The 21,844-nt window shown below is 49.5% G+C and carries 25 protein-coding genes; 11 read left to right on the top strand and 14 right to left on the bottom strand.

All coding sequences use genetic code 11. The features are described 5' to 3' along the window. Positions 1-168: 168 nt before the first annotated feature. The 4 genes from LKE53_11675 to LKE53_11660 form a co-directional block, all read right to left on the bottom strand. Entirely contained in the window at positions 169-1,713 is a 1,545-nt protein-coding gene (locus tag LKE53_11675; GenBank protein MCH3973395.1) for an alpha-amylase family glycosyl hydrolase, read from the bottom strand. Between the two features lie 48 nt (positions 1,714-1,761). Beyond that, positions 1,762-2,619, bottom strand: a complete 858-nt coding sequence (locus LKE53_11670) for an ABC transporter permease subunit (protein ID MCH3973394.1) — start codon at positions 2,617-2,619, stop codon at positions 1,762-1,764. Beyond that, a complete protein-coding gene (locus LKE53_11665; protein ID MCH3973393.1) occupies positions 2,619-4,025 on the bottom strand; it encodes a sugar ABC transporter permease in 1,407 nt (468 codons plus the stop codon). Before LKE53_11665 ends, LKE53_11670 begins: the two co-directional genes overlap by 1 nt. 98 nt (positions 4,026-4,123) lie before the next feature. Beyond that, a complete protein-coding gene (locus LKE53_11660) occupies positions 4,124-5,407 on the bottom strand; it encodes an extracellular solute-binding protein (protein MCH3973392.1) in 1,284 nt (427 codons plus the stop codon). Between the two features lie 336 nt (positions 5,408-5,743). Here LKE53_11660 and LKE53_11655 point away from each other — a divergent pair, with 336 nt between their 5' ends. Together LKE53_11655 and LKE53_11650 are read left to right on the top strand one after the other, a co-directional pair. After that, a complete protein-coding gene (locus tag LKE53_11655; GenBank protein ID MCH3973391.1) occupies positions 5,744-6,472 on the top strand; it encodes a glycerophosphodiester phosphodiesterase in 729 nt (242 codons plus the stop codon). 262 nt (positions 6,473-6,734) lie between these two features. Further along, positions 6,735-7,445, top strand: coding sequence for a virulence protein (locus tag LKE53_11650; GenBank protein MCH3973390.1), 711 nt, complete (start codon positions 6,735-6,737; stop codon positions 7,443-7,445). A gap of 67 nt (positions 7,446-7,512) precedes the next feature. Here the strand turns inward: LKE53_11650 and LKE53_11645 are convergent, their stop codons facing one another. The 8 genes from LKE53_11645 to LKE53_11610 form a co-directional block, all read right to left on the bottom strand. Continuing rightward, positions 7,513-7,800, bottom strand: a complete 288-nt coding sequence (locus LKE53_11645) for a hypothetical protein (GenBank protein ID MCH3973389.1) — start codon at positions 7,798-7,800, stop codon at positions 7,513-7,515. A gap of 33 nt (positions 7,801-7,833) precedes the next feature. Continuing rightward, complete coding sequence (locus tag LKE53_11640) at positions 7,834-8,115, bottom strand: hypothetical protein (GenBank protein MCH3973388.1); 282 nt, start codon at positions 8,113-8,115, stop codon at positions 7,834-7,836. Positions 8,116-8,118: 3 nt separating this feature from the next. Further along, entirely contained in the window at positions 8,119-8,412 is a 294-nt protein-coding gene (locus LKE53_11635; GenBank protein MCH3973387.1) for a hypothetical protein, read from the bottom strand. Then, complete coding sequence (locus tag LKE53_11630) at positions 8,413-8,790, bottom strand: hypothetical protein (GenBank protein MCH3973386.1); 378 nt, start codon at positions 8,788-8,790, stop codon at positions 8,413-8,415. Between the two features lies 1 nt (position 8,791). Next, positions 8,792-9,424, bottom strand: coding sequence for a DUF4417 domain-containing protein (locus LKE53_11625; GenBank protein MCH3973385.1), 633 nt, complete (start codon positions 9,422-9,424; stop codon positions 8,792-8,794). A gap of 188 nt (positions 9,425-9,612) precedes the next feature. Continuing rightward, positions 9,613-10,164 (bottom strand): ImmA/IrrE family metallo-endopeptidase, encoded by a 552-nt coding sequence (locus tag LKE53_11620; protein ID MCH3973384.1) that lies wholly within the window; start codon positions 10,162-10,164, stop codon positions 9,613-9,615. Between the two features lie 4 nt (positions 10,165-10,168). Next, a complete protein-coding gene (locus tag LKE53_11615; GenBank protein ID MCH3973383.1) occupies positions 10,169-10,480 on the bottom strand; it encodes a helix-turn-helix domain-containing protein in 312 nt (103 codons plus the stop codon). A gap of 141 nt (positions 10,481-10,621) precedes the next feature. Continuing rightward, positions 10,622-10,972: a hypothetical protein gene (locus tag LKE53_11610; protein MCH3973382.1), complete on the bottom strand. Its 351-nt coding sequence runs from the start codon at positions 10,970-10,972 to the stop codon at positions 10,622-10,624. A gap of 8 nt (positions 10,973-10,980) precedes the next feature. On the opposite strand from LKE53_11610, the gene LKE53_11605 reads away from it, so the two are divergent. Further along, the gene (locus LKE53_11605) at positions 10,981-12,276 is read left to right on the top strand and encodes a recombinase family protein (GenBank protein MCH3973381.1); all 1,296 of its coding nucleotides are present in this window, start codon (positions 10,981-10,983) and stop codon (positions 12,274-12,276) included. Positions 12,277-12,385: 109 nt separating this feature from the next. On the opposite strand, the gene LKE53_11600 is transcribed toward LKE53_11605, so the two are convergent. Both LKE53_11600 and LKE53_11595 read right to left on the bottom strand, forming a co-directional pair. Next, positions 12,386-13,159, bottom strand: coding sequence for an SDR family oxidoreductase (locus LKE53_11600; GenBank protein MCH3973380.1), 774 nt, complete (start codon positions 13,157-13,159; stop codon positions 12,386-12,388). A 147-nt stretch (positions 13,160-13,306) separates the two neighbouring features. Further along, positions 13,307-14,206, bottom strand: a complete 900-nt coding sequence (locus LKE53_11595) for a ribokinase (protein ID MCH3973379.1) — start codon at positions 14,204-14,206, stop codon at positions 13,307-13,309. A 437-nt stretch (positions 14,207-14,643) separates the two neighbouring features. Here LKE53_11595 and LKE53_11590 point away from each other — a divergent pair, with 437 nt between their 5' ends. The 8 genes from LKE53_11590 to LKE53_11555 are packed head-to-tail and all read left to right on the top strand — an operon-like array spanning position 14,644 to position 21,831. Beyond that, complete coding sequence (locus LKE53_11590) at positions 14,644-14,916, top strand: iron-only hydrogenase system regulator (protein MCH3973378.1); 273 nt, start codon at positions 14,644-14,646, stop codon at positions 14,914-14,916. 39 nt (positions 14,917-14,955) lie between these two features. Beyond that, complete coding sequence (gene hydF, locus LKE53_11585; GenBank protein ID MCH3973377.1) at positions 14,956-16,179, top strand: [FeFe] hydrogenase H-cluster maturation GTPase HydF; 1,224 nt, start codon at positions 14,956-14,958, stop codon at positions 16,177-16,179. A 1-nt stretch (position 16,180) separates the two neighbouring features. Next, positions 16,181-16,933 (top strand): nitrogenase iron protein NifH, encoded by a 753-nt coding sequence (locus LKE53_11580; protein MCH3973376.1) that lies wholly within the window; start codon positions 16,181-16,183, stop codon positions 16,931-16,933. Continuing rightward, positions 16,920-18,239 (top strand): nitrogenase component 1, encoded by a 1,320-nt coding sequence (locus LKE53_11575; protein MCH3973375.1) that lies wholly within the window; start codon positions 16,920-16,922, stop codon positions 18,237-18,239. The genes LKE53_11580 and LKE53_11575 overlap by 14 nt, the downstream gene beginning before the upstream one ends. Positions 18,240-18,251: 12 nt before the next feature. Continuing rightward, on the top strand, positions 18,252-19,316 hold the full coding sequence (locus LKE53_11570; protein ID MCH3973374.1) for a nitrogenase component 1: 1,065 nt from the start codon (positions 18,252-18,254) through the stop codon (positions 19,314-19,316). Beyond that, positions 19,313-20,086, top strand: coding sequence for an ABC transporter permease (locus LKE53_11565; GenBank protein ID MCH3973373.1), 774 nt, complete (start codon positions 19,313-19,315; stop codon positions 20,084-20,086). Before LKE53_11570 ends, LKE53_11565 begins: the two co-directional genes overlap by 4 nt. After that, positions 20,074-20,781, top strand: coding sequence for an ABC transporter ATP-binding protein (locus LKE53_11560; GenBank protein ID MCH3973372.1), 708 nt, complete (start codon positions 20,074-20,076; stop codon positions 20,779-20,781). Before LKE53_11565 ends, LKE53_11560 begins: the two co-directional genes overlap by 13 nt. A 48-nt stretch (positions 20,782-20,829) precedes the next feature. Then, positions 20,830-21,831, top strand: a complete 1,002-nt coding sequence (locus tag LKE53_11555) for an NrtA/SsuA/CpmA family ABC transporter substrate-binding protein (GenBank protein ID MCH3973371.1) — start codon at positions 20,830-20,832, stop codon at positions 21,829-21,831. The last annotated feature ends 13 nt before the right edge of the window (positions 21,832-21,844 follow it).

Genomic DNA, 21,844 nt, shown 5'->3' with positions numbered 1-21,844 from the left:
GGTATAAGCTTTTTATGCACACTTTCCCCAGAAACTTCTATTCAAAGAATTGTATTTTAACAAATTGTGCCACACGTATAGAAATTGTTCACTTCTCTGCCTGCAGTTAGCAAAAGACCTGCCCGGGTGGTGGGCAGGCTTCTATAAGGAAAACTGTTGCAGATGTAATCAAAGACGGACAACCACACAGGACTGCGGCGGCATAGCCAGCTTTTTGGCAGAGCACTCCGGCAGCTTTCCCAGAGAATAGAGAATTTCGCCGCGGGCATCTACTGGCGCAGCGGTCTCTTTGCCGGAAGGATTAAAGGCCAGCAGCAGGCCGCCCCGGCGGAATACAAAGGGACAGCGCTCTGCTTCCGCGTACACCGGTATAAAGTCCCCACCGGCCTGCAGGTCCGGTTCAGCGTGGCGCAGGCGAAGCACCGTGCGCACGGTCTCCAGCAGAGAATCCGCTTTTCCCGACTGTGCACTCACACTTACAGCATCTGCGGCAGAGTCGACCGGCAGGTAAAGCTTTGCTGCGGGGGCACTAGAAAAGCCGGCATTAGGTTCTGTACTGTTCCACTGCATTGGTGTACGCGAACCCGTTCGGTCGTACCCGCCCTCTTTGCTGACCAAATCCGCCTGATAGGGCATCCCGATTTCATCGCCGTAGTACAAAAAAGGTACACCCGGCATCAGGAACAAAAAGCTGTAGGCCAGCGCCAGCTCCCGCGGGGTAAAGTCGCGGCTCATGCGTGGGGTATCGTGGTTGCAGGTAATAAAACTGATAAAACCTTTCTTTCGTGTATTGCGGTACTTTGGCAGGTAATCCGAAAGGAAACGCGTAATGTCGCCTTTGCCCTTTGCGCTGAAAAAGCTGCGCTGCCTGCCGTTTTCATTGTCGCGAAACAGCGTATAGTAGCCATTGCCGGGGTGATTCAGATAAAAGTCGCAGTGAAAGCCATAAGACAGTGCAAGCTGCGGGTTTGACCACTCTGAAACCAGCGCGGCCTGCGGATACTCCCGGTCAAGCATTTCACGCACACTGCGCCAAATGGCGCCGGTCGCGGATTTTTTACTATCGTCATCTTTTACCAAAGAATCCGCCATATCAACGCGAAAGCCGTCACAGCCGTGGTCCAGCCAAAAGCGCAAGACATCTTTCATAGCCTCGCGCGTAGCTGCACACTCTGGTGCATTGCAGGGCGACTGCCACAGGGCTGTCACTTTGCCAAAGCCGTAATTCAGTGCCGGCTGTGTGCTGAAGAAATTGATAAGGTAGCTGCCGTTGCGGTCGGCACGGCCGCTAACAAAGCGGTACGGCTGCGGAATATCCCAGGCGCTGTTGGTCCAGATATAGCGGCCGGAATATGCGTTTTTCTGCGGGCGGGCGCTTTCACGAAACCACGGATGTTCTTCCGAAGTATGCCCCGGAACGAAATCCAGCAGTACATGAATGCCCTTTTCGTGTGCCGCGCGGAACAGGCGATACAAATCCTCGTTGCTGCCATAGCGCGCGGCAACCTTTTTGTAGTCCCGCACATCATAGCCCGCGTCACGAAACGGGGAGTCAAAACAGGGATTGATCCACAGGGCGTTGCAGCCCAGCCACTGAATATACTCCAGCTTTTCTGCAATGCCATTGATATCGCCAATCCCGTCGCCGTTGGAGTCGTAAAAAGACTGCGGGTAAATTTCATAAAACACAGCGTCATTCAGCCATTCCGGCATAGATACATCCTTCTTTTCATTAAAATCAGAGCAGGCAGCAGCGGCTTTTTATCCTTTTACAGCGCCGCTCATTCCCTCAGCATAGTAGCGCTGCATCAGCAGAAACAGAATCGCAATCGGAATAGAAATGCACACGGCGCCCGCTGCAAAGCAGGTAAACCAGCTGTCAATATTTTCTTTCTCCAGCATTTTCCACAGGCCGATGGAAACCGTGTAGGTGTCGGTATCCGCGCCGCAGATAACCTTGGCAAAGACAAAGTCCAGCCACGGTGCAAGAAAGCTCTGCAAAACGGTATAAACAATAATGGGTTTGCTCAGCGGAATGGTGATTTTTGTAAACACATCCCAGTGCGTGCAGCCGTCCAGGAAGCCCGCTTCATCCAGCGATGTCGGTATGGTGTCGAAAAAGCCTTTGGCTATGTAAAAGCCCAGACCCGCACCGCCAGAGTAAACCAAGACCAGTGCTACACGCACCATGCTGCCCTGTGTCAGCCCAAGCGCTTTCAATATAAAGTATATCGCAATCATTGCCATAATGCCAGGGAACAGGGTCATAACCATGGCAATATTCATAAAGGGCTTGCGCATCTTAAAGCGCAGGCGCGACATGCAGTACGCAATGGAAAGGATAAAGAAAGTGGACAAGAGGCAGGTGAAAATGGCGACAATCAGCGTATTGATAAACATGCGGGGAAAGTTGATGACCTGCGTGTCGGTAAAAAGCTTCACATAGTTGTTCATTGTGTAGGTTTTGGGCATGAAAGTTGATACATAAGAGCCTTTTTCCCCGCGAAAGCTGATGAGCACTACCCAGAAGATTGGGAATACCCAAACGATCGCCAGCACCGCCAGCAGCAAATGAATAAAGAAATTGCCTATGTGTTTTGCAGTATGTGCATTTTTCATCAGCGGAACGCCTCCTCGTTATTGTAGGCGCCGGTATGGTGATAGGCGACCAGCGATACAACCATCATAATTACAAAAGTAAGAATGCCGATGACCGAGCCTAGATTATAGTACTGTTGGTCAACTGTCAGCTTATACAGCCAGGTGATGAGCAGGTCGGTCTTGCCTGCCGTGGAACCAACCGGAATCGGGTCGCCGCCGGACAGCAGATAAATAACATTGAAGTTGTTGATATTTCCGGTAAACATTGTAATCAGATAGGGGGTTGTGACAAAGAGCATGTAGGGCAGCGTGATTTTAAAGAAAATCGTAACGCTGTTGGCGCCGTCAACACGGGCCGCCTCGTACAACTCTTTTGGGATATTTTGCAAAATGCCGGTAACCTGCAGCATGGTAAACGGAATGCCGACCCACAGATTGATGACAATAACCGTTACGCGCGCCCAAGTAGCGTCGGTAAAGAATGGCAGAGGCGTTTTAATAATGCCGGCGTTCATCAGCAAAACGTTGATTGCGCCGTTTGGCTGCAGCATGGTGTGCATAATCAGCAGAGAAACAAACTGCGGCACCGCCACGGACAACACAAAGCAGAAGCGCCAGAAAGCCTTGGCATGCGTGCTGGGACGGTTGATAACCATTGCCAAAATCATGCCGAGGAAATAGTTGAGGAATGTGGCAAAGACCGCCCATATCAGTGTCCAGCCCAGCACCGACCAAAAGGACTTGCCAATGCCGCTGCCAAAGCTCAGCACGCGGGCAAAATTTTTAAAGCCGACCCACTGAAACAATACCAAGTGGTTATTTTCAATGCTGTAATTTGTAAACGCCATGCTGATCATAAAGACCAGCGGCAAAAAGGTAAATGCGAAAATGCCAACCAACGGCAGTGCCATCAGCAGTTTGTGCAGGTTCTCATCAAACAGGCTGCGCACGTCTTCGGCAAAGCTGTTGACATGGCCGCCATGCTGGGAAAGATACTGCGCTTTGTAGCTGCTGATAACAGACGACCGCCAAAAAATGCAGAACAGCACCGCCAGCACTACGCAGGACAACCCATAGATTAAGATGATAATAGAATTATCCCCTGCGGTGTATTCGTAAATGCCTTTGGCTTCATTCCAAACTTTCTGCTGCGCATGCCCACCCAATGAGGGCAGCTGCGAGATTCTGTATACCCCGTAAAACACCATGAAGCAAATGAAAGCAATTTCTGTCGCTAAACACAACAGTCCTTTCACAATTTGCCGATGTGCCAGGTTGCCAAAGCCCATCACCAGACAAGAAAGACGTGTGCGCCAGTCACCCTTCGTGATTGCTGCGTGCAGGGTATAGGGGGTGTCAAACTCACCGGATCCTTTCTTTTTTCGCCGCAGGCCGCGCTTTGCCTGAATAGCAACGTGTTCCACAATAAGACCTCCGCTTCATCTTCACTTTAAAAAATGCCGGCCGGAAAAACCGACCGGCATAATGTACATTCTATAGGACCAACCGGCCGAAAATGGCCTTAGGACGCGGCGCTTGTAAAGGATTTGTTCAGCGCGTCTGTCTTAGCGGCGGCGTTGTCGGCTGTAACGTCTTTGCTAATAATTGCTTTGCCAAAGTTTTGGGTTGGTGTCCAGAAGTTGTTCATAGCAGCAACAAACGGCTGGATAATAGAGGTCTTTAGGAAAGTATCATTTTGTGCTGTAACCATTGCATCGGAAGAAACTGCGCTGTCTTTCAGCACATCAGTGTTGCAGGGAACAATGTCGCGCAGTTTATAGTGGGCACGCTGTGCGTCAGCACCGCCCAGATACTTGGCCAGTGCCACGGCAACCTGCGGGTACTTGGTGTTGGGGTTGACACCGATTGCTTTTGAACCGGAGAAGCTGAGAAGCTGCTTGTCGCTGCCGCCGATTTTTGCTGTTGGCAGAGCTGCCGCGCCAAAGTTGCTGCCCAGTGCTGTCTTTACCGCCGCTGCATCCCAAGAGCCAGAGAAGATTGCAGCAACACTGCCGTCGCGCAGGCCGGCTAAACCGGAGCCGCTGTCGTCGTTGACAAAATTCTTGTTTTTAACAAGGTCTACTAAGTATTTTGTAACCTGGGTGCCCTTGTCGCCGCCAAACTGAATCCCGGCGGACTCATCTGTGCCATTCTTGCCAAACATAGTGCAGCCGTTTGCAAGATAGAAAGCCGGCAGATACCAGGAATTCGTAATCGGGAAAGCGACTTTCGCCTTGGTCAACATAGTATCCAGGCTCTTAATATCGCTGTCAGAGAACTTGCTCTTGTTGTAGTACATAAACCATGTATTGGTGGTAAACGGAACACCGTAGACACCGCCGTTTACGGTTACAGAATCGACAATCTCTTTCGAGCAGCTTTTCTTGATTTCCTCTACTGTAGAACCGCCCAGCTGAGAAAGGGAGTTTGCAGAAATCAAGGTGTTGATTTGGTCGTTGGCAAAGAAGAAAATGTCACCGGCAGCCTGCGGGTCTTTGGTTACAGTCTTGCCGGCATCGCCCTCACTGCAAGCGGAGTATTTAAAAGTAAGGTTCCACTTGGGGTGAAGCTTTTTGAACTGCTCACACATGGTCGGCAGCCACTTGCCTTTGTCGGCGGCCTGATCTTCTGCCGGACCCCAAACGCTGATCGTGGCGGTCAAGGCCTCGTCCTGTGCACTGGCCGTGCTGGCCGCTGTGCTTTGCGCCGCAGACTGGGCAGTGCTTGATGCGGCTGTACTGCCGCATCCGGTCATGCTGGCGGCGACCATTGCGCCCGCCAGCACAGCAGCAAGAACTTTTTTCATAATTACAACTACCTCCTGTTTTTGGTACTTTTATTATATAATTTGTACCCCCAGCTATAAATGAAAAATTTTATAGAAACCTGTTTCTTTTTCAATATTATTTATGGAATCTTCATACAATTTTATGAATTTGTGATTTACTTTTTGCGGTTTTCTCCTGTGGAAACGGTCCCGACAGCGGTATTTTAGCGAAGAAGCGCAAAAATGGCAAAAGCTACAAGAGCGGGCTTCGGCTAAAAATCCTGCCCTTATCTCGCTTTATAGCTGTATAAAATTCCTTTTTATTTCTTACAGAGTCCTTTATAATAGGAACAGACAAAAGGAGGGAAAACCGCCATGACACAGGTTTTTGCACATCGGGGAAATTCCTGCAAAGCACCCGAAAACACCATTCCAGCCTTTGAAGAGGCTGCCGCAGCACATGCCGACGGTGTCGAACTGGATGTACATCTGAGTGCAGACGGACATTTGGTTGTAATACACGACGATAAAGTCGATCGCACAACCGGCAGCAGCGGAACCGTGCACGACATGACACTGGAGCAGCTGCAGGCACTGGACGCCTCTTTGTCAAAAGTAGGCTACGCCGGCGCAAAAATTCCTACCTTAGAGGAAGTTTACCGCCTGCTGCAGCCGACCGGGCTTCTGGTCAATGTAGAGCTAAAAGAGAAAGCGTATTGGCACGGCTTTTTGGTACTGCCAAAAGTCCTTGCGGCGGAAGAAGCCTGCGGCATGTGCGGCCGGGTCTTTTATTCTTCCTTTTATCCGCGTATTCTGCGGGAATTAAAGCGCCGCTCTCCAAAGAGCCAAACGGCTCTGCTTTACAAAGCTGCGCTGCCGCAGGTCTGCCGCTTTGCCGCGCATCTTCCCGCAAACGCTGTTCATCCCAAAATGGCCCTGCTGCAAAGCGGCCGGTTGGTGCCACACTGTCACGCCGCGCATCTTGCTGTGCGTCCCTGGACAGTGGACCAGCCGGCTGACCTTGTGGAAGCCTTTCGGCAGAAAGTCGATGCTGTCATTACAAATCAACCGCACCGCGCACTCTCCCTGCGAAATACATTCTGATAAAAAAAGGGCCCGCCTTTTGGAAGCGCCAGAAAGTGATTTTATAAAAACCACCGTTTAGTGACGCCTTCAACTGGAAGCCCAAGAGAATAACGGCCATGCAAGAGTAAAAAACTCCTGCATGGCCGTTTTCTTTATGCCCAGAAATACACAAATAGCGCCCGGTATCTTTGTCCACATTATACTCTGAATTGACTTGCTATATCCTGGTATAAGAGCGAATATGTACCTACCAAAATTGAAGGAGGTACACATCATGACAATGAAATTTGAGAACATCGACCGCAAGGCACTGGTTAAGGCCCTTGCCGAAATCACCGTGGCTAAGGCCATCTACAAGGGCGCACCCACCTTCGCCTACGAAATCAGCTACTTCACCGTCAACAGAGACGGCAGCATTTCCTGCAACGACATGGCCGACAGCGAGGAAATCGACAAGGTGCTGACGGCACTGGCCCAGCGTGGCATCAACTGCACGGGCACGGAGTACGACCAGCCACAGCCGGAAATCGAGTGTGATGAGCCACAGGAGGATTGCCCTCCGGCATACGCTAAACCTGATGAAGTCGGCCTGACGGTCAGCATTCCGCTGGATATGGTCGCTGCTGGAAACCTGACAAACCTGCTGGAAGCCAAAGGCGGCCTCATCAAAAAGGCCCTCGGCGTAGACAGCCTACCAATCGAAATTACCGAGGATACCATTGCATTTCCTTGGTTTTCCACCCCGCTGGAGCCTGACGAGGTCAACGCCTACACGCAGTTGATTGCCTCCCTATGCAAGATGAGCAAGGCCCAGAAGCGAGTGACCGCCAAGGCCATCGACCCGGAGAACGAGAAATACGCATTCCGCTTCTTCCTGCTGCGGCTTGGCTTCATCGGTGACGAGTACAAGGCTTCTCGCAAAATTCTGCTCCGCAGACTTTCTGGCAACAGCGCATGGAAAGGAGGCGCAGGTCATGCAATTACCGAGTAATTAACCTGTCTATAATTCAGTGAGCTCCACACGATACCCGTGTGGAGCTCGCTTTATAAATGTCGCATTAACCGAACAAGACTTCAATTTCTGATTCAGCCTCATATATAGTCAATCCATCAAAAATCGGTGCATTCTCAAATTTTTCTACACACTCTCGAAGAGTTTTTCCACGGAAGCTGTATGTTTTTCCTTTAGGCATATCAATTTCATCAACACTTAGTTCGTTTTCTGCTTTTTCTGAATAATACACTGTTTCGAGAAAATATCGTTTCTTACGAAAAACGAATTCTTTCTCAGGCCCCCCAGTAGCCAAAAGGTCATCCATAAACTCTTGCAAACTATTTCCTTTCACCGTGCTCACCCTCTCGCTATTTTATTTTAGGGACTAATCATCTACCCATTCAATCTCGGATTCAGCATTCCAAAAAGTTTTTCCGCCAAAAATAGGAGCTTTCAGAAAGGCATTTTGACATTCGGTTATTGTTTTGCCGTCGTATTCCCATACATACTCTTCACATGGCGGTTGATATTGAAAAACCTCCATATGCACCCCCTTGTCTGGAATCGTGTAACCTTGAAACCAATATTTAATACCTTGAAAAACAAAAATGGTATCTTGACAGGAATAAATTCTGTCAACAAATTCTTTTACATCACCGTTTATCATATTTTACCCCCAAATTACTTTCACATCGCTCTCAATATCATAAATTGTTTTGCCATCAAATATTTTTGCTTGTTCAAATGCGTCCATGCGTTCTTGTGGTGTTTTATAAGAGGCATTCAATAAATAATCATGTAGTGGTTCGGTTCCATCACTCTTTTCCCAATAATCAACTGTTATGTTATAAACATTGTTGATAAAATTTCCTTGGATAAAATATGTTTTATTCGACAATGTAAATTCAATTTCATCTCCATAATAGATTTTATCCAAGAACTCATTAATCGACATACCAGTCATTTAAATAACCCCCTTAAAAAATTTTTTGTATTTTTTGTATTCCTTTTTTGTCAATGGTCGAGCTTGACGATTAGAGAAATCATCAGGTTTGTACTCGTGAACGTGAAGCACTGGCTTTCTTGAAGAATCAATGCTTTTTTCAGGATGATAAGCTATTTCAAATTTCAAAAAATGATTGCTATCATATTCACGATACATTCTAAAATCCCCATTTTTATTCAACATAATATATGCTGAACTGGAATGTGCTTCTTCAGGCAGTCCGCCGCTTGCTTTGTGGTTTAATTTCTGTAATACTTTAACACCATCAATTTTATCTACCGTTTCATATGAATATGCCACAGAATTGCCTGCAGCAAAGGTACCTCTGCCCCCCATATTATCGTACCACCTTTCTGGAAGAACGATAGTCAACGGGGATGATGTTTCCTGACATTTCCTCAAACAGCGTGCCGAAGCATATAATGGCAGTAGGCTCCAATTTGTCCAGCATTGCATTGTAGCCACGCATAAAATCTGTTTTGTTTCCCTTGCATCCAATCATCCCAATGGCAACAATAGCGTTCTTTTCTACACCGTCAAAGCAAAAGTCATAACTTCTTGGTGTACTCCAGCTGATTGTGGGGATTACCGTCAATCCTTTACTTTGCCAATAGGCACCACACCATCGATTCTTTGCCACACTTTCTATCTGACGCCACATGTCCATATCTGCATATGTAGAAAAATCAGGTGTTAGCAAAAATGCATATTGTGCATATCTCTGAAAAGAGCGTTTAGGGTTGTTGTATATTCCATTGAAACGATAATCATCTACAAAGAAATGAACTCCACTTTTTTTGTTTTCTTGCTTGTCATTTGCTTTTGTGTCAGAACAGGCAATAAGCGAAACATCAGTCGTGTCAATTTCTTGCTTTTTAATTAAAGGTATGTTCCATTTTCCGTGCTTTTCGTAACTATTACGCATGAATAATGTGTTAGCCCTCATATTTTTACTTGTATTTACTTGCATAAATATTCCTTTCTGCTGTTCAACAGCACTTTGTTTAATTTGTCAATAGACATTTTGAAAGGAATATGCTAAAGTAATTAAATAGTTTTGAGTATGCTTTTAGCATATTCCACATGAAAACACATTCGTCTGCTGCGCCAACAGCTCATGAATGTGTTTTTATTTTTACCCTCAACTTAACCACCTCCTCAACTTGCTTGTGCAAACAGTCGAAGAATCACTTCTTCATAATCAGTATATTCAGAACTGCCATAGCGAAGCCACTTCTTATAGTAGGAGTAGGCATAACAGGCAGCTTCAAAGCTAATTTCAAAAATGTCTGCGATTTCTTCAGCAGAAGCTAATTTGAACTTATGAACTAACACGGGCGGTGCAAGTGCGAATTTGGCAAAGAATTTCACTCCTTTTTCCGCTAATTCGCTGTCTTCGCTGTGGTCTAACACAATGTGACCGATTTCATGCATAATGGTATTGTTGACTCTGCCATAATCTCTTGCATCATTATAATAGATGTACCACTCGCCCGGGTTACGCTCAACACAAAAACCGTCTTCGCTTTTCTTGAACAAAAGCCATCTCTTATTTTCTGGAATTGCAGAATATGGAATAACCCTGATTCCCATTTTTGATGCAATTTCAAAGCCGTTGACCGGTACGCAAGTGATTCCATACTTTACATACATACGGACTACAATTCGCTTGATTTCTTCACATCGCTGATTTGATAACTTGATTCCCAAACTTTTACTCCTCTCCAAACAACGCATTAATCAGTTCTTTTTTCTCACTATCCGTCATTGCTGAAGCGTTGCGTGCAATCATTCTACGAATACGAGGATAGTCAAATTCATCGTGTTCAATTCCGAGTAGATAATCAGATGTCGTGTTTAGCGCGGTGGCGATGTTAGCCAGCATATCCGGCTTGGGTTCTCTGTCTCCTGAAATATAACGTGACATAACGGCTTCTGTTATTCCAATACGCTCGGCTAATTCTTTTTGTTGAGTATTGCTTCTTTTCAACGCTTCAGATATTCGTTTACCTAACTCCTTGCCCATGTGGTTTCCTCCTTTAATAGACTGCAATTATTTAGTCTGAATGTATTATATTATTAACTTGCCATTTTGTCAAGTTTTGTTGCCAGTTATAAAAATAGGGCAGTAGAATCAACTTCCGCTGCCCAAAACTATGGAATGGCATTAAAATTCTTGTGTAATAGGTACCCAATGCTCATCTGCCATATCCAGAGCAAATTCTGTGTTATTGATGTAAATCTGGCTGTCCTTATCCCGGACAAAACCCCAATGCAGTCCTTTTTCGGATGCATATTTCTTGAAAGCGTTGAATTTGTTTTCTATCTGCTTATCGATGTTCTTGTCTTTTCCGTGGCTTTCACCGCCTTTGGTCTCAATGACCCACACCGTGCCGTCCTTCATCATAACGATGTAATCCGCATAGAACAGCCACTGGTGCTGAAGGGCATCAATGTAGACGATAGAAAAATACTGCTGCCCGGTATCTCCGTTTTTACACCGAGGTTGCATTTCCAAATGCGGATGTGCGCTTCATCGCCATCAATAACGGTGTAGACAGCGCAGACCAGCAGCAGAGCGACCTGACGCCCATCATCAACATTTTCAACGAAATGTACGCCAAGGACACCAGTAAGAAAATCCGTGCGGTGTTCAAGGCAAAGGGTGAATCCGGGAAGCCACTTTCTACCAATCCGCCCTATGGTTACATCAAAGACCCAGAGGACAAGCATCACTGGCTCGTTGATGAAAAAGCCGCCGTTGTGGTTCGGGAGATTTATCAGCTTTGTATGTCCGGGCGTGGGCCCACGCAAATCGCAAAGGAACTGACACGCCGTCAGATACCGACACCAACGGAGTACAATCTGGCAAACGGACTACCAGTACGCTCACCGCTGCCGGAAGTTCCTTGTATGTGGCAGACCAAAACAGTGGTTGGAATTCTATCACGTCCAGAATACACTGGGTGCATTGTGAATTTCAAGACCCACAAAAAATCCTACAAAATCAAGAAAACTGTACTTAATGACCCGGCTGACTGGAAAGTCTTCGAAAATGCACATGAGGCAATCATCGACAAAGAAACCTACGATACCGTTCAGCGCATCCGTGACGGACGCCGTAGATGGGAACCAATGGGCGAGATGCCACCGCTTTCCGGCATGGTGTTCTGTGCAGACTGCGGCAGCATCATGTATCAGGTTAGAGGGAGAGGCTGGACGCACGACAAGGAGTATTTTGTGTGTGCCACCTACCGAAAGCGTGGTAAGCAGTTATGCCCATCCCATCAGATACGGAATGTGGTGATTGAAGAAATCCTTCTCCAGCACCTGCGAGAGGTTACGGCCTTTGCACGGGAACACGAGGATGAATTCGTGGAGATGGTGACCAAAGCATCTTCCAAGAACACAGAAAAGGCCCTTCGGGAAAGTCGCAAGGAGTACGAACAGGCCAAGGCCCGGATTGCTAAACTGGACACCATCGTGCAGCGGCTTTACGAGGACAATGTGGAAGGCAAAATCAGTGATGAGCGCTTCATGAAAATGTCCGCCACCTACGATGCCGAGCAGAAAGAGCTGGAAAGCCGTGTGTCCGAGTTGGAGAAAACCATCGAAACCACCAAAGAGAAATCTGCAAACATCAGTCATTTTCTGAAGTTGGTAAAGCAGTACACGGATATCCGGGACTTGGATGCAGAAATCATCCGTACCTTTGTCGAGCGTATTAATGTTTACAAGGCAGAAAAGGTCAATGGCCGCAGGCAGCAGAGAATCCAGATTATTTTCAACTGCAGCGGAGAAATCAACCTTCCGCAAGCATGAAAAAACGGCATAGCCGCATTTCACGACTATGCCGATTTTTTCAAACTAATTTAATCACTTGTAGGCGCACCCTTTTGGCGGACCTCTTTTGTTTCGATCATTATTTATCTTATACCAAAGCCCCGCCGCCGTCTACCACAATAAACTGCCCCTGCACATAACTGGAAGCATCACTGGAAAGGTACAAAACGGTGCCGTTGAGTTCTCCTTTTCTGCCGGGGCGGCCGCTTGGGTTTAGCAGATCGTACCCTTGCAGAAACTTCTCAGATTTAAACAAGGTGTTGGCCGTCATTTCGCTCTCAAACAGCGCTGGGCCGATGGCATTGACAGTAATGCCATATTTCGCGTACGAGCAGGCCATGCCGGTAGTCAAGCCCAAAACCGCCGCTTTGGAAGCATTGTAAGAATGCCGAATAAACATATCATTTTTATCGCCCAGCACAGCATTTACCGAAGCAATATTTACTATTTTTCCGTACTTCTGTACTTTCATCTGCGGCACAACATACTTGCAGACTAAGAAAATCCCCTTTACATTGGTGTTAAAGGATTTATCCCACTCCTCAGCAGTCAGGGTATCCACACCGCCGCGCACCGCTACACCTGCGTCATTCAGCAGAATGTCGATATGGCCAAAAGTCCCCATCACTGTATTGATCGCGTTTTTTACACTTTCCTCGCTTGTCACATCACAGGGAATTGCGGCGGCCCTGCGGCCGGTTTTCTCAATTTCCTGTTTTACAGCGGCTAATTTTTCCGCGCGCCGGGCCAGCAGAGCAACATCTGCCCCCGCCTGCGCGTAAGCCAAAGCCGCGTCTGCGCCAAGTCCGGCACTTGCGCCCGTCACCACTGCTACTTTTCCCGTCAAGTCAAACAGATCCATTGCGAACACTCCTTTTCCCGTGATGCTGTTTTTAAAATGGGCTGCGCCCACTTTGTGCGGCCGCGCCATGATTGCTTTTAATATAGCACAAAATTCATTAAAAAAGAATATTATTATCGTATGTTTTTTGTAAATTATTTTAAAATTTTACAGTTGCATTTCCAAATGTGCGTTTTTTACTTCCTGCAGAGTTGGGATTGCGTCGGCCGCCCCTTTGCGGGAAATGGCAAGCGAAGAAGCAGCAGAAGCAAGCTTCAGGGATTCTTCCACGCTGCACCCGCCAATTACACTCGCTAAGAAAAAGCCCGTAAAGGTATCGCCCGCACCTGTTGTATCAACAACCGGCACCCGATAAACACCGTGCGCAAAGCGGGCATTTTGGTCCCGGTACAGCACGCCTTTTTTGCCGAGTGTCAGCACAATCTTTGCTTTGGGGCAACGGGTCAACAGCGCTTCACAAATGCGGTCTGGCTGCTTTTCCCCCGTCAAACTCTCGCCCTCCAGTTCATTCAGCAGAAAATATGATACCTTTTCAAGCGGACCATGCCCTAGACTTTCGTCTATTGGGGATGGATTCAGCGCGATGGTCATGCCGCGCGCGGCCGCTTTGTCAATCATCCGTGAAACCAAGTTGACTTCATTCTGCAGCAGCAGCAAATCTCCCCTGCCAAAGCTGCTGAGCACCGCGTCTATTTGCGCACCGGTCATTTCTCCATTTGCTCCGCGGCTAACCAAAATACAGTTCTGCCCGGTGCGGTCCACCTGAATCACCGCCATGCCGGTCGTGCTGCCGGTACGGTCAATCCATTCTGTATGGACTCCGTCCTTTTGCAAAAGCGAAACCAGGGAGGTGCCGTTTGCGCCGACTTTTCCGGCGTGGTAAACTTCTGCGCCGGCGCGGGCAAGCGCTACAGACTGGTTGAGTCCTTTGCCTCCCGGCAAAAGGGAAAGGCCCAGGGCCGCCATGGTTTCGCCCGGCTGTACAAAGTGGTCTACTGTAAAAACATGGTCGATATTCAGAGAACCGAAGTTTAGAATCTTTTGCATTTTCGGATTCCTTTCTGCTTCTGCTGCCGCACTGTCGGCACACAAAGCCGGACTTTTTATTTGCACTAAGCGTAACACGGTGTCTGCAGAGTGTCAACGCATTTTCTCGCTGTATTTCTGCGGAATTTTCTTGTGCGGCCAACCGCGCATACCCTTATTTTTGTTCTTTGAAATTTTAGCAGAATGTTTTGCTTTTATAGGATATCCGGGTTTTCCCTTTTCTTGACGGCATATGAAAAACAGTGTATACTTTTACATAAAAATAAGAAGATTTTGCAAGTCTGCACAGAGCCTGACATCGAAATTGCACATTGAGATGAAAGATTCGCCGGTACCGCTCTGACAAGGGGTGCTTCTGCCCGCATTTTCGGCCGCGTCTTTTCTCGCAAAGGGCGCGGCTTTTTGTTCCGCAAAAATCAGTAAGGAAGGTATATGATATGGAAACCAGAGTTGCCTTAATCGGCATTATTGTAGAAAACCAAAGCTCCGTTTCCGAACTCAACGCGGTTCTGCATACCTACAGTGCCTACGTTATCGGCCGCATGGGTATTCCTTATCACAAAAGGAATGTAAATATTATCAGTGTCGCGGTAGATGCGCCGCAAAATGTCATCAGCGCCCTTGCCGGCAAGCTGGGGCGCCTGCCCGGCGTCAGCGTAAAGGCGGCCTACTCCAACCTGATTGCCGACACGGATACCCCGCAGCCGTAAATTTACTTTTAATGCCGCTTTTACAGGAGGAAATCATCAATGGGACTCAACGATACTCCCGCAGGGGAGCGTGTACATATCGGCTTTTTCGGGCGGCGCAACGCCGGCAAATCCAGCCTGCTAAACGCCGTAACCAACCAGGACCTTGCCGTTGTTTCCGATACAAAGGGAACCACGACTGACCCGGTTTACAAATCCATGGAACTGCTGCCGCTCGGCCCGGTGATGATGATTGACACCCCCGGCTTTGACGACGAGGGCACTTTGGGCGAGCAGCGTATACGCAAAACCAAGCAGGTGCTCAACAAATCTGATGTGGCTGTGCTGGTAACCGACGCGGCCGCAGGCCTTGCGGGCTGCGAAAAGCAGCTAATCGGCATTTTTAAAGAAAAAGAAATTCCATACATTATTGCCCTGAACAAATGTGACCTGCTGAAAGACCGCCCACAGCCTGCCGAAAACGCCATGTACGTCAGTGCTGCCACAAAAGAGGGAATCGAAGCACTCAAAGAGCGTATCGGCCACCTGACCCGCACCGATGATATGACCAAAAAGCTGGTTGGCGACCTGCTAAAGCCCGGCGATGTCGCTGTGCTGGTAACACCGATTGACTCTGCTGCACCAAAAGGCCGCATGATTCTGCCGCAGCAGCAGATGATTCGCGACGTACTCGAAGCGGACGCTGTCAACGTTGTCGTAAAAGAAAATGCCCTGCAGCAGGCGCTGCAGGCTCTTACACAAAAGCCAGCTATGGTTATTACCGACAGCCAGGCCTTTCACAAGGTTGCTGCTATTGTTCCACAGGACATTCCGCTGACTTCCTTTTCAATTTTGATGGCCCGCTACAAAGGTTTACTGCCAGATGCAGTAAAAGGTGCCGCAGCCATTGACCGCCTGCAGGACGGCGACACCGTGCTGATTGCAGAGGGCTGCACCCACCACCGCCAGTGCAGCGACATCGGCACCGTCAAACTGCCGCGGTGGCTGCACAACTTTACAGGCAAAGAGCTGAAAATTGCCACCAGTTCGGGCACCGGCTTTCCAGAGGACCTTTCCCCCTATGCGCTTGTGCTGCACTGCGGCGGCTGCATGCTCAACGCCCGCGAAATTCGGTACCGCATGAAATGTGCCGCCGACCAGCAAGTTCCCGTAACCAACTATGGGGTCGCCATTGCCTATATGAACGGTATTTTACGGCGCAGCCTAAGCCTTTTCCCCGACCTTTTAGCACTGTTGGATTCTGAAAAAGGAAGGGAAGAATAAAATGAAAAAAATTGCTGTTTACGGAAAGGGCGGTATTGGCAAATCAACCGTCACAAGCAATCTTTCGGCCGCAATGGCTTACCTGGGGCACAAAGTGATGCAGATTGGCTGCGACCCCAAAGCTGACTCAACCATTAACCTGCTAGGCGGCGTACCGCCTTTTCCGGTGATGGACGCACTGCGTGACGAAACCGCTGAGCCAACCATTGAGACCATTGTCAAAACCGGGTATAAGGGGATTTCCTGTATTGAAACCGGTGGACCCGCCCCCGGTATCGGCTGCGCCGGGCGCGGTATTATCGCGACGTTTCATTTACTGGAAGAGCTGCAGGTTTTTGAGACTCTGCAGCCTGAAGTCGTCTTGTACGATGTCTTGGGCGATGTGGTCTGCGGCGGCTTTGCTGCGCCGATTCGTGAAGGATACGCCGAAGATGTTTACATTGTCACCTCTGGTGAAAAAATGTCTCTCTTTGCCGCGAAAAACATTGCCGAAGCGGTGGCAAACTTTGCCGACCGCGGCTATGCCCGTGTGCGCGGAGTCATTCTAAACCGCCGAGATGTCCGTGATGAAGAAGCGCGCGTGCGCAGCTTTGCCGAAAGCATTGGTGTACCAATTGTTTCCGTCATTCCACGCTCGCAGGAAATACAAGCCTTTGAGGACGCGGGAAAAACCGTGATTGAGGGAGACACTTCCCTGCCAATCAGCAAAGTGTTTCTCACGCTGGCAGAAAGGATTCTGCATGATGACTGCTGAAACCGAAAGCGCGCCTATTTTTGTCACTGCGGCCGCATTGGCACAGCAGCCGCACCTGCGCGACTACAGCCACACTTTTCCCTGTCACCTGCACTTTAACGGCCCCGGCGATGCCGGCTTTGGCGTAAAGCGCATTACCATGCTGCTGCCGCAGTGCGCCATGCTAATGGTTTCCCCCTGCGGCTGCGGACGCTCTGGCACGGTGGTGGGCGTAAAAGACCACTTTGAAGAGCGGGTCTTCTACTATAATATGGATGACCGTGACGTAGTAACCGGCCGGTACCTGAGCCATTTAAAGGAGGCTGGGCAGCTGATTCTGCAAAAGATGCACCCTAAGGCGATTCTTATCTGCATGACCTGCATTGATTCTTTAATGGGCACTGATCTTGACGGAATCTGCCGCAGCCTGCAAAAAGCACTGAAAGTTCCGGTAACCGGCTGTTTTATGAATCCTTTTGTACGCGACAGCGACAAAGCCCCGGCAGTCAAGGTGCAGCAGGCGATTGCCCGCTGTCTGCCGCAGTGCAGCACAGAGCCCGGCAGCGTAAACCTGCTGGGAAATTTTGCTCCACTCGACAAGCGCAGTGAACTGTACACCCTGCTGAAAAGCGCAGGGGTCACCTGTGTGTGTCAGCTGGCCACCTGCCAAACTTACTCAGATTTTCTAGAGATGTCCTCTGCTGAAAAGAACCTTGTACTGCATTTTCAGGCGGAAGCCGCTGCGGCGGACCTCAGAAAGCGGCTCGGCATTCCTACCGTTTCGCTCGCGCCTGTCTATGGACCAAAGCGCACCGCGGCAGAGTACCAGAAGCTTTCCCGCTTTCTGGGAGTCCCATTCCATACTGAATCCTTTCAGGCAGAAGCACAGCAGGCACTGTCGGCTTTTGCAGCACAGCACAGGGGCCTGCGCATTGCGGTAGGAGAAGCCATCATCGGCAGCCCGCTGGAACTCGCTGAAACCTTTTTAGAGGCCGGCATTTCTGTGTCATTTGTATTTCGCAACGTGCTGTTTCCTGGCGACCGCGCGGTACTTGCGCGGCTGGCAGCGCATTTCCCAAATCTACCGATTTACTCGGGCGTGCACCCGACAACGCGGCAGTTCCCGCAGCGTTTGCCCGCAGCAGACCTTGCCGTAGGCCTTGATGCAGGTTATTTTATGGAAAACGCCGTCAGCGTCGGCTGGAGCATGCAGGAAAGCCACTTTGGTTTTGAGCTGCTAACTTCCCTATTGCAGCGCATGGAAGAAACCCTGGCCCACCCAAAGCCGCACCGGCAGCAGATGAGCGGGTCTTACCTAACCGTATAAGAGGAGGTGCCTATGAAAGGATTTTATCAGTATTTGGCTCCCTTTGCGCCGGATTATTCGGGCGCCTGCTCCGTTTTGTATGCCGCCGGCGGCATGATTGTCATCTGCGACCCCGGCGGATGCAGCGGCGTTTACTGCGGCTATGATGAGCCGCGCTTTTACGGGGGCAAAACGCCGCTTTACAGCGCCGCCCTGCGTGAAATGGATGTCGTGCTCGGCCGTGACGACCGTTTGGTGCAAAAAATTTCCAATGCTGCCTCAAAGGAAACTGTTTCTTTTGTTGCGCTGGTCGCGGGGCCGGTCGTGTCGGTCATCGGCACAGACCTGCCCGCTGTGGCAAAGCTTTTGACTCAAAATACCGGTCTGCCCGCCCTTGCCGTACCTACCACCGGCATGGACCTTTATGACAGCGGCGAAGAAAAAGCATACGCGGCTCTGCTCGCCCGCTTTCTGCCGGAAAAGGCAAAACCCGCGGCAGCAGATACAACCCTGCTTTTGGGTGTAACTCCGCTGGAACTGCCCGGGAAACTCAGCCTTGCACAGCTGACGGCGCTTGCAAAAACAGAATTCGGCGAAAGCACGGTACTTTGCGGGGGAAGCGACACTCTGCGCATACTGCGAAACCCTTTGTGCATTAAACAGACCGCGGTGGTTTCCCCTGCGGGACTTGCCGCCGCGAAAAAGCTGCAGCAGCTTTACGGTATTCCGTATCGAATCTGGTTCCCAGACAATTCGGTATTTCACCAAATTCTCTTTTCGCTGCGAAATGAAAAGAAACCGGCCGTGCGCATTCTACTGCTTCACCAACAGTTTGTCTGCAATGCCCTACGCAAAAAACTGCAAAAAGAATTTCCCACAGCCAAAATTGCGGCAGGCAGCTTTTTCAAAATAGAGAAAACCCTACAGCAGCCTGGCGACCTGCACTTTGCTGGCGAAGACGAATTTACCGACTATATCCGCCGCGGAAACTTTGATGTAATCGTCGGCGACCCCTTTTATCAGCGGGCACTGGGCAGCTTTACGGGGACTTTCCTTTCGCTGCCGCAGGTCGCGGTTTCGGGGGAATTTTACCTATGAAGACATGGAAGAATTTTTGGAAAGGCCTTTTGGTTTTTCTGCTTCTTTTGCTGGCATGGGACCTATTGTGCCGGGCCGGCATTTGGAGCTCTTATGTGCTGCCCTCTCCGGGCAGCGTTTGGCGGGCTTTCCTCAACATGTCACAGAGCGGCGAGCTGCTGCAAAATATTGCGGTCAGCCTAAAGCGCGTGCTGACCGGCTTTGTCATTTCTTTCGTACTTTCATTTCTTTTCGGTCTTTTGTCTGCGCTGTTTCCGAAAGCGCTACCATTTTACCGCCCACTGCTAAACGCCCTGCGGCATGTGCCGCCGCTCAGCTTGGTCCCCCTTTTAATCCTATGGTTTGGAATCGGCGAAACACCAAAAATCGCCGTCATTGTTCTGGCTTCGTTTTTTCCGATGCTCATCAATACCGACTCCGGCTTGGCAGGCTGCGACAAAAAGCTTTTGGAAGTCGGCAAAACACTCGGTTTTTCAAAAAGCCAGCAGTTTTTTAAAATCATGCTGCCCTACGCGGTGCCCGATATTCTGGTGGGCATGCGTATTGGGCTGGGCTACAGTCTGCGCGCCATTGTGGGCGCCGAAATGATTGCCGCGGCAAGCGGACTCGGCTATATGATTTTGGACGCACAAACCATGTCACGCACTGACAAGGTGATTGTGGGCATTGTGGTTATCGGCGCAATCGGCCTTGTAATCGATCAGCTGTTTAAGCTGGTCATCCGCCTGGTTTCGCATGGGCGCCGGGAGGTGCAGGAATGCCAGAATTGAAAATTGAGGACCTGCACAAAAGCTACCAAATTGGCGGCAAAACGCACACGGTTTTAAAGGGGTTGAATCTTTCCGCAGATTGCGGCAGCATTACCGTATTGGTCGGTAAAAGCGGCTGCGGTAAGACTACCCTGCTGCGCCTGATCTGCGGGTTGGAAGTACCCGACAGCGGCACCATTTCTCTGCCGCCAAACACCAAATGCGGCATGATGTTTCAGGAAGCCCGGCTGATGCCGTGGCTCACTTGTGAAAAGAACATCACTTTTGGTCTGCCAAAGACATACGACCACACACGCATCCGTGCGCTGATTCAAACCGTCGGGCTACAGGGCTTTGAAAATGCCTATCCCGCTCAGCTTTCGGGTGGCATGCAGCAGCGCGCCGCCCTTGCCCGCACCCTTGCGCGTGACAGCCGCCTCATTTTAATGGACGAGCCCTTTGCTGCACTGGATTACTTTACCCGCGGCACTATGCAGCAGGAACTGCTGCGTATCAAGAAAATAGCCGGAACCGGCATTGTCTTTGTCACACACAACATTGACGAGGCGCTGATTTTGGGCGATACCATTACCGTGCTCTCAGGCGGGACCGCCGCAAAGACTTTTTCCCTTCCTGCGAGCGGTGCACGTGACATTCTTTCAGAGCCGTTTATCGGCATCAAACGCGAAATTTTAAGCGTTATGAAAACATCGTAGCTATCAATCCGTATGGATAGAAATAAATCTTACCAGAGGAGCTAAAAAATGAAAAAGAACAAAACGATAATCAAGCGCCTGACCGCCGCCCTGCTGTGCGGCAGTCTTTTGGCCCTGTCTCTAGCCGGCTGCGGCAAAAGCGCCGCCATTTCGTCTGCCGCTCAGAGCAGTGCAGCGTCACACAGCGCAGACAAAGTTGTCATTACCTATGTGCAGTCCCCTTTAAATGTACCGACGATCGTCGAAAAAGCGCGTTCCAGTTTTGAAACCGCCTACAAGGCAAAAGGCGTGGGTATGGAGTACTCGAACCTGACCTCCGGCGCAGACCAGACTGCAGCGCTTGCTTCCGGGAAAATTCAGCTGCTCAACAACGTGGGCGGCGCCTCGGTTATTATCTCAGCCGCAGGCGGTGCAGATATTAAAATATTGAGTATGTATTGCCGTGCGCCAAAGGCCTTTATGCTGTTTTCCAAAAATGCAGCGGTCAAGTCGCCTGCCGACCTGAAAGGAAAAACCATTGCCGGACCAAAAGGCACCACCCTGCATGAGATGCTTGCTGCCTACCTGAAGACCGGCGGCCTGACCCTAAAGGACGTTCACTTTGTTTCCATGAGTATCCCCAACGCGCGCGCAGCGCTGGAGGGCGGCAGCGTAGACGCTGCCCTTCTTGCCGGGCCAAATGCCTACAACTGCCAGAAAAAAGGCTTTCACATGGTTACCAATGGCGACGGCCTGATTACCGGGACCAGTGTGACCGCCACCACACAGAAGTTTTACAATGAAAATAAAGATTTGGTGAATACTTTCCTTCAGGTACAGAAAGGAACCTTACAGTACATCAGCAAAAATTACGAAAATTCTATGAAAATGACTGCTAAGGCCACTGACCTTGACATCGGCGCTGTCAAAGAAATGTACAAGCTCTATGACTTTGACAGCACGATTTCTGACACAGACATTGCTTCTTTGCAGTCGACCGAAGCCTTTTTGAAAGAGGCCGGCATGATTTCAAAGTCTGTCGACATCAAGAGCCTGCTGCTAAAACGCTGACTCCTATAAAAGA

The organism is Oscillospiraceae bacterium, from assembly GCA_022483045.1.
Classification (GTDB): domain Bacteria; phylum Bacillota; class Clostridia; order Oscillospirales; family Acutalibacteraceae; genus Caproicibacterium.
This window is presented reverse-complemented; position numbering and strand designations above follow the sequence as displayed.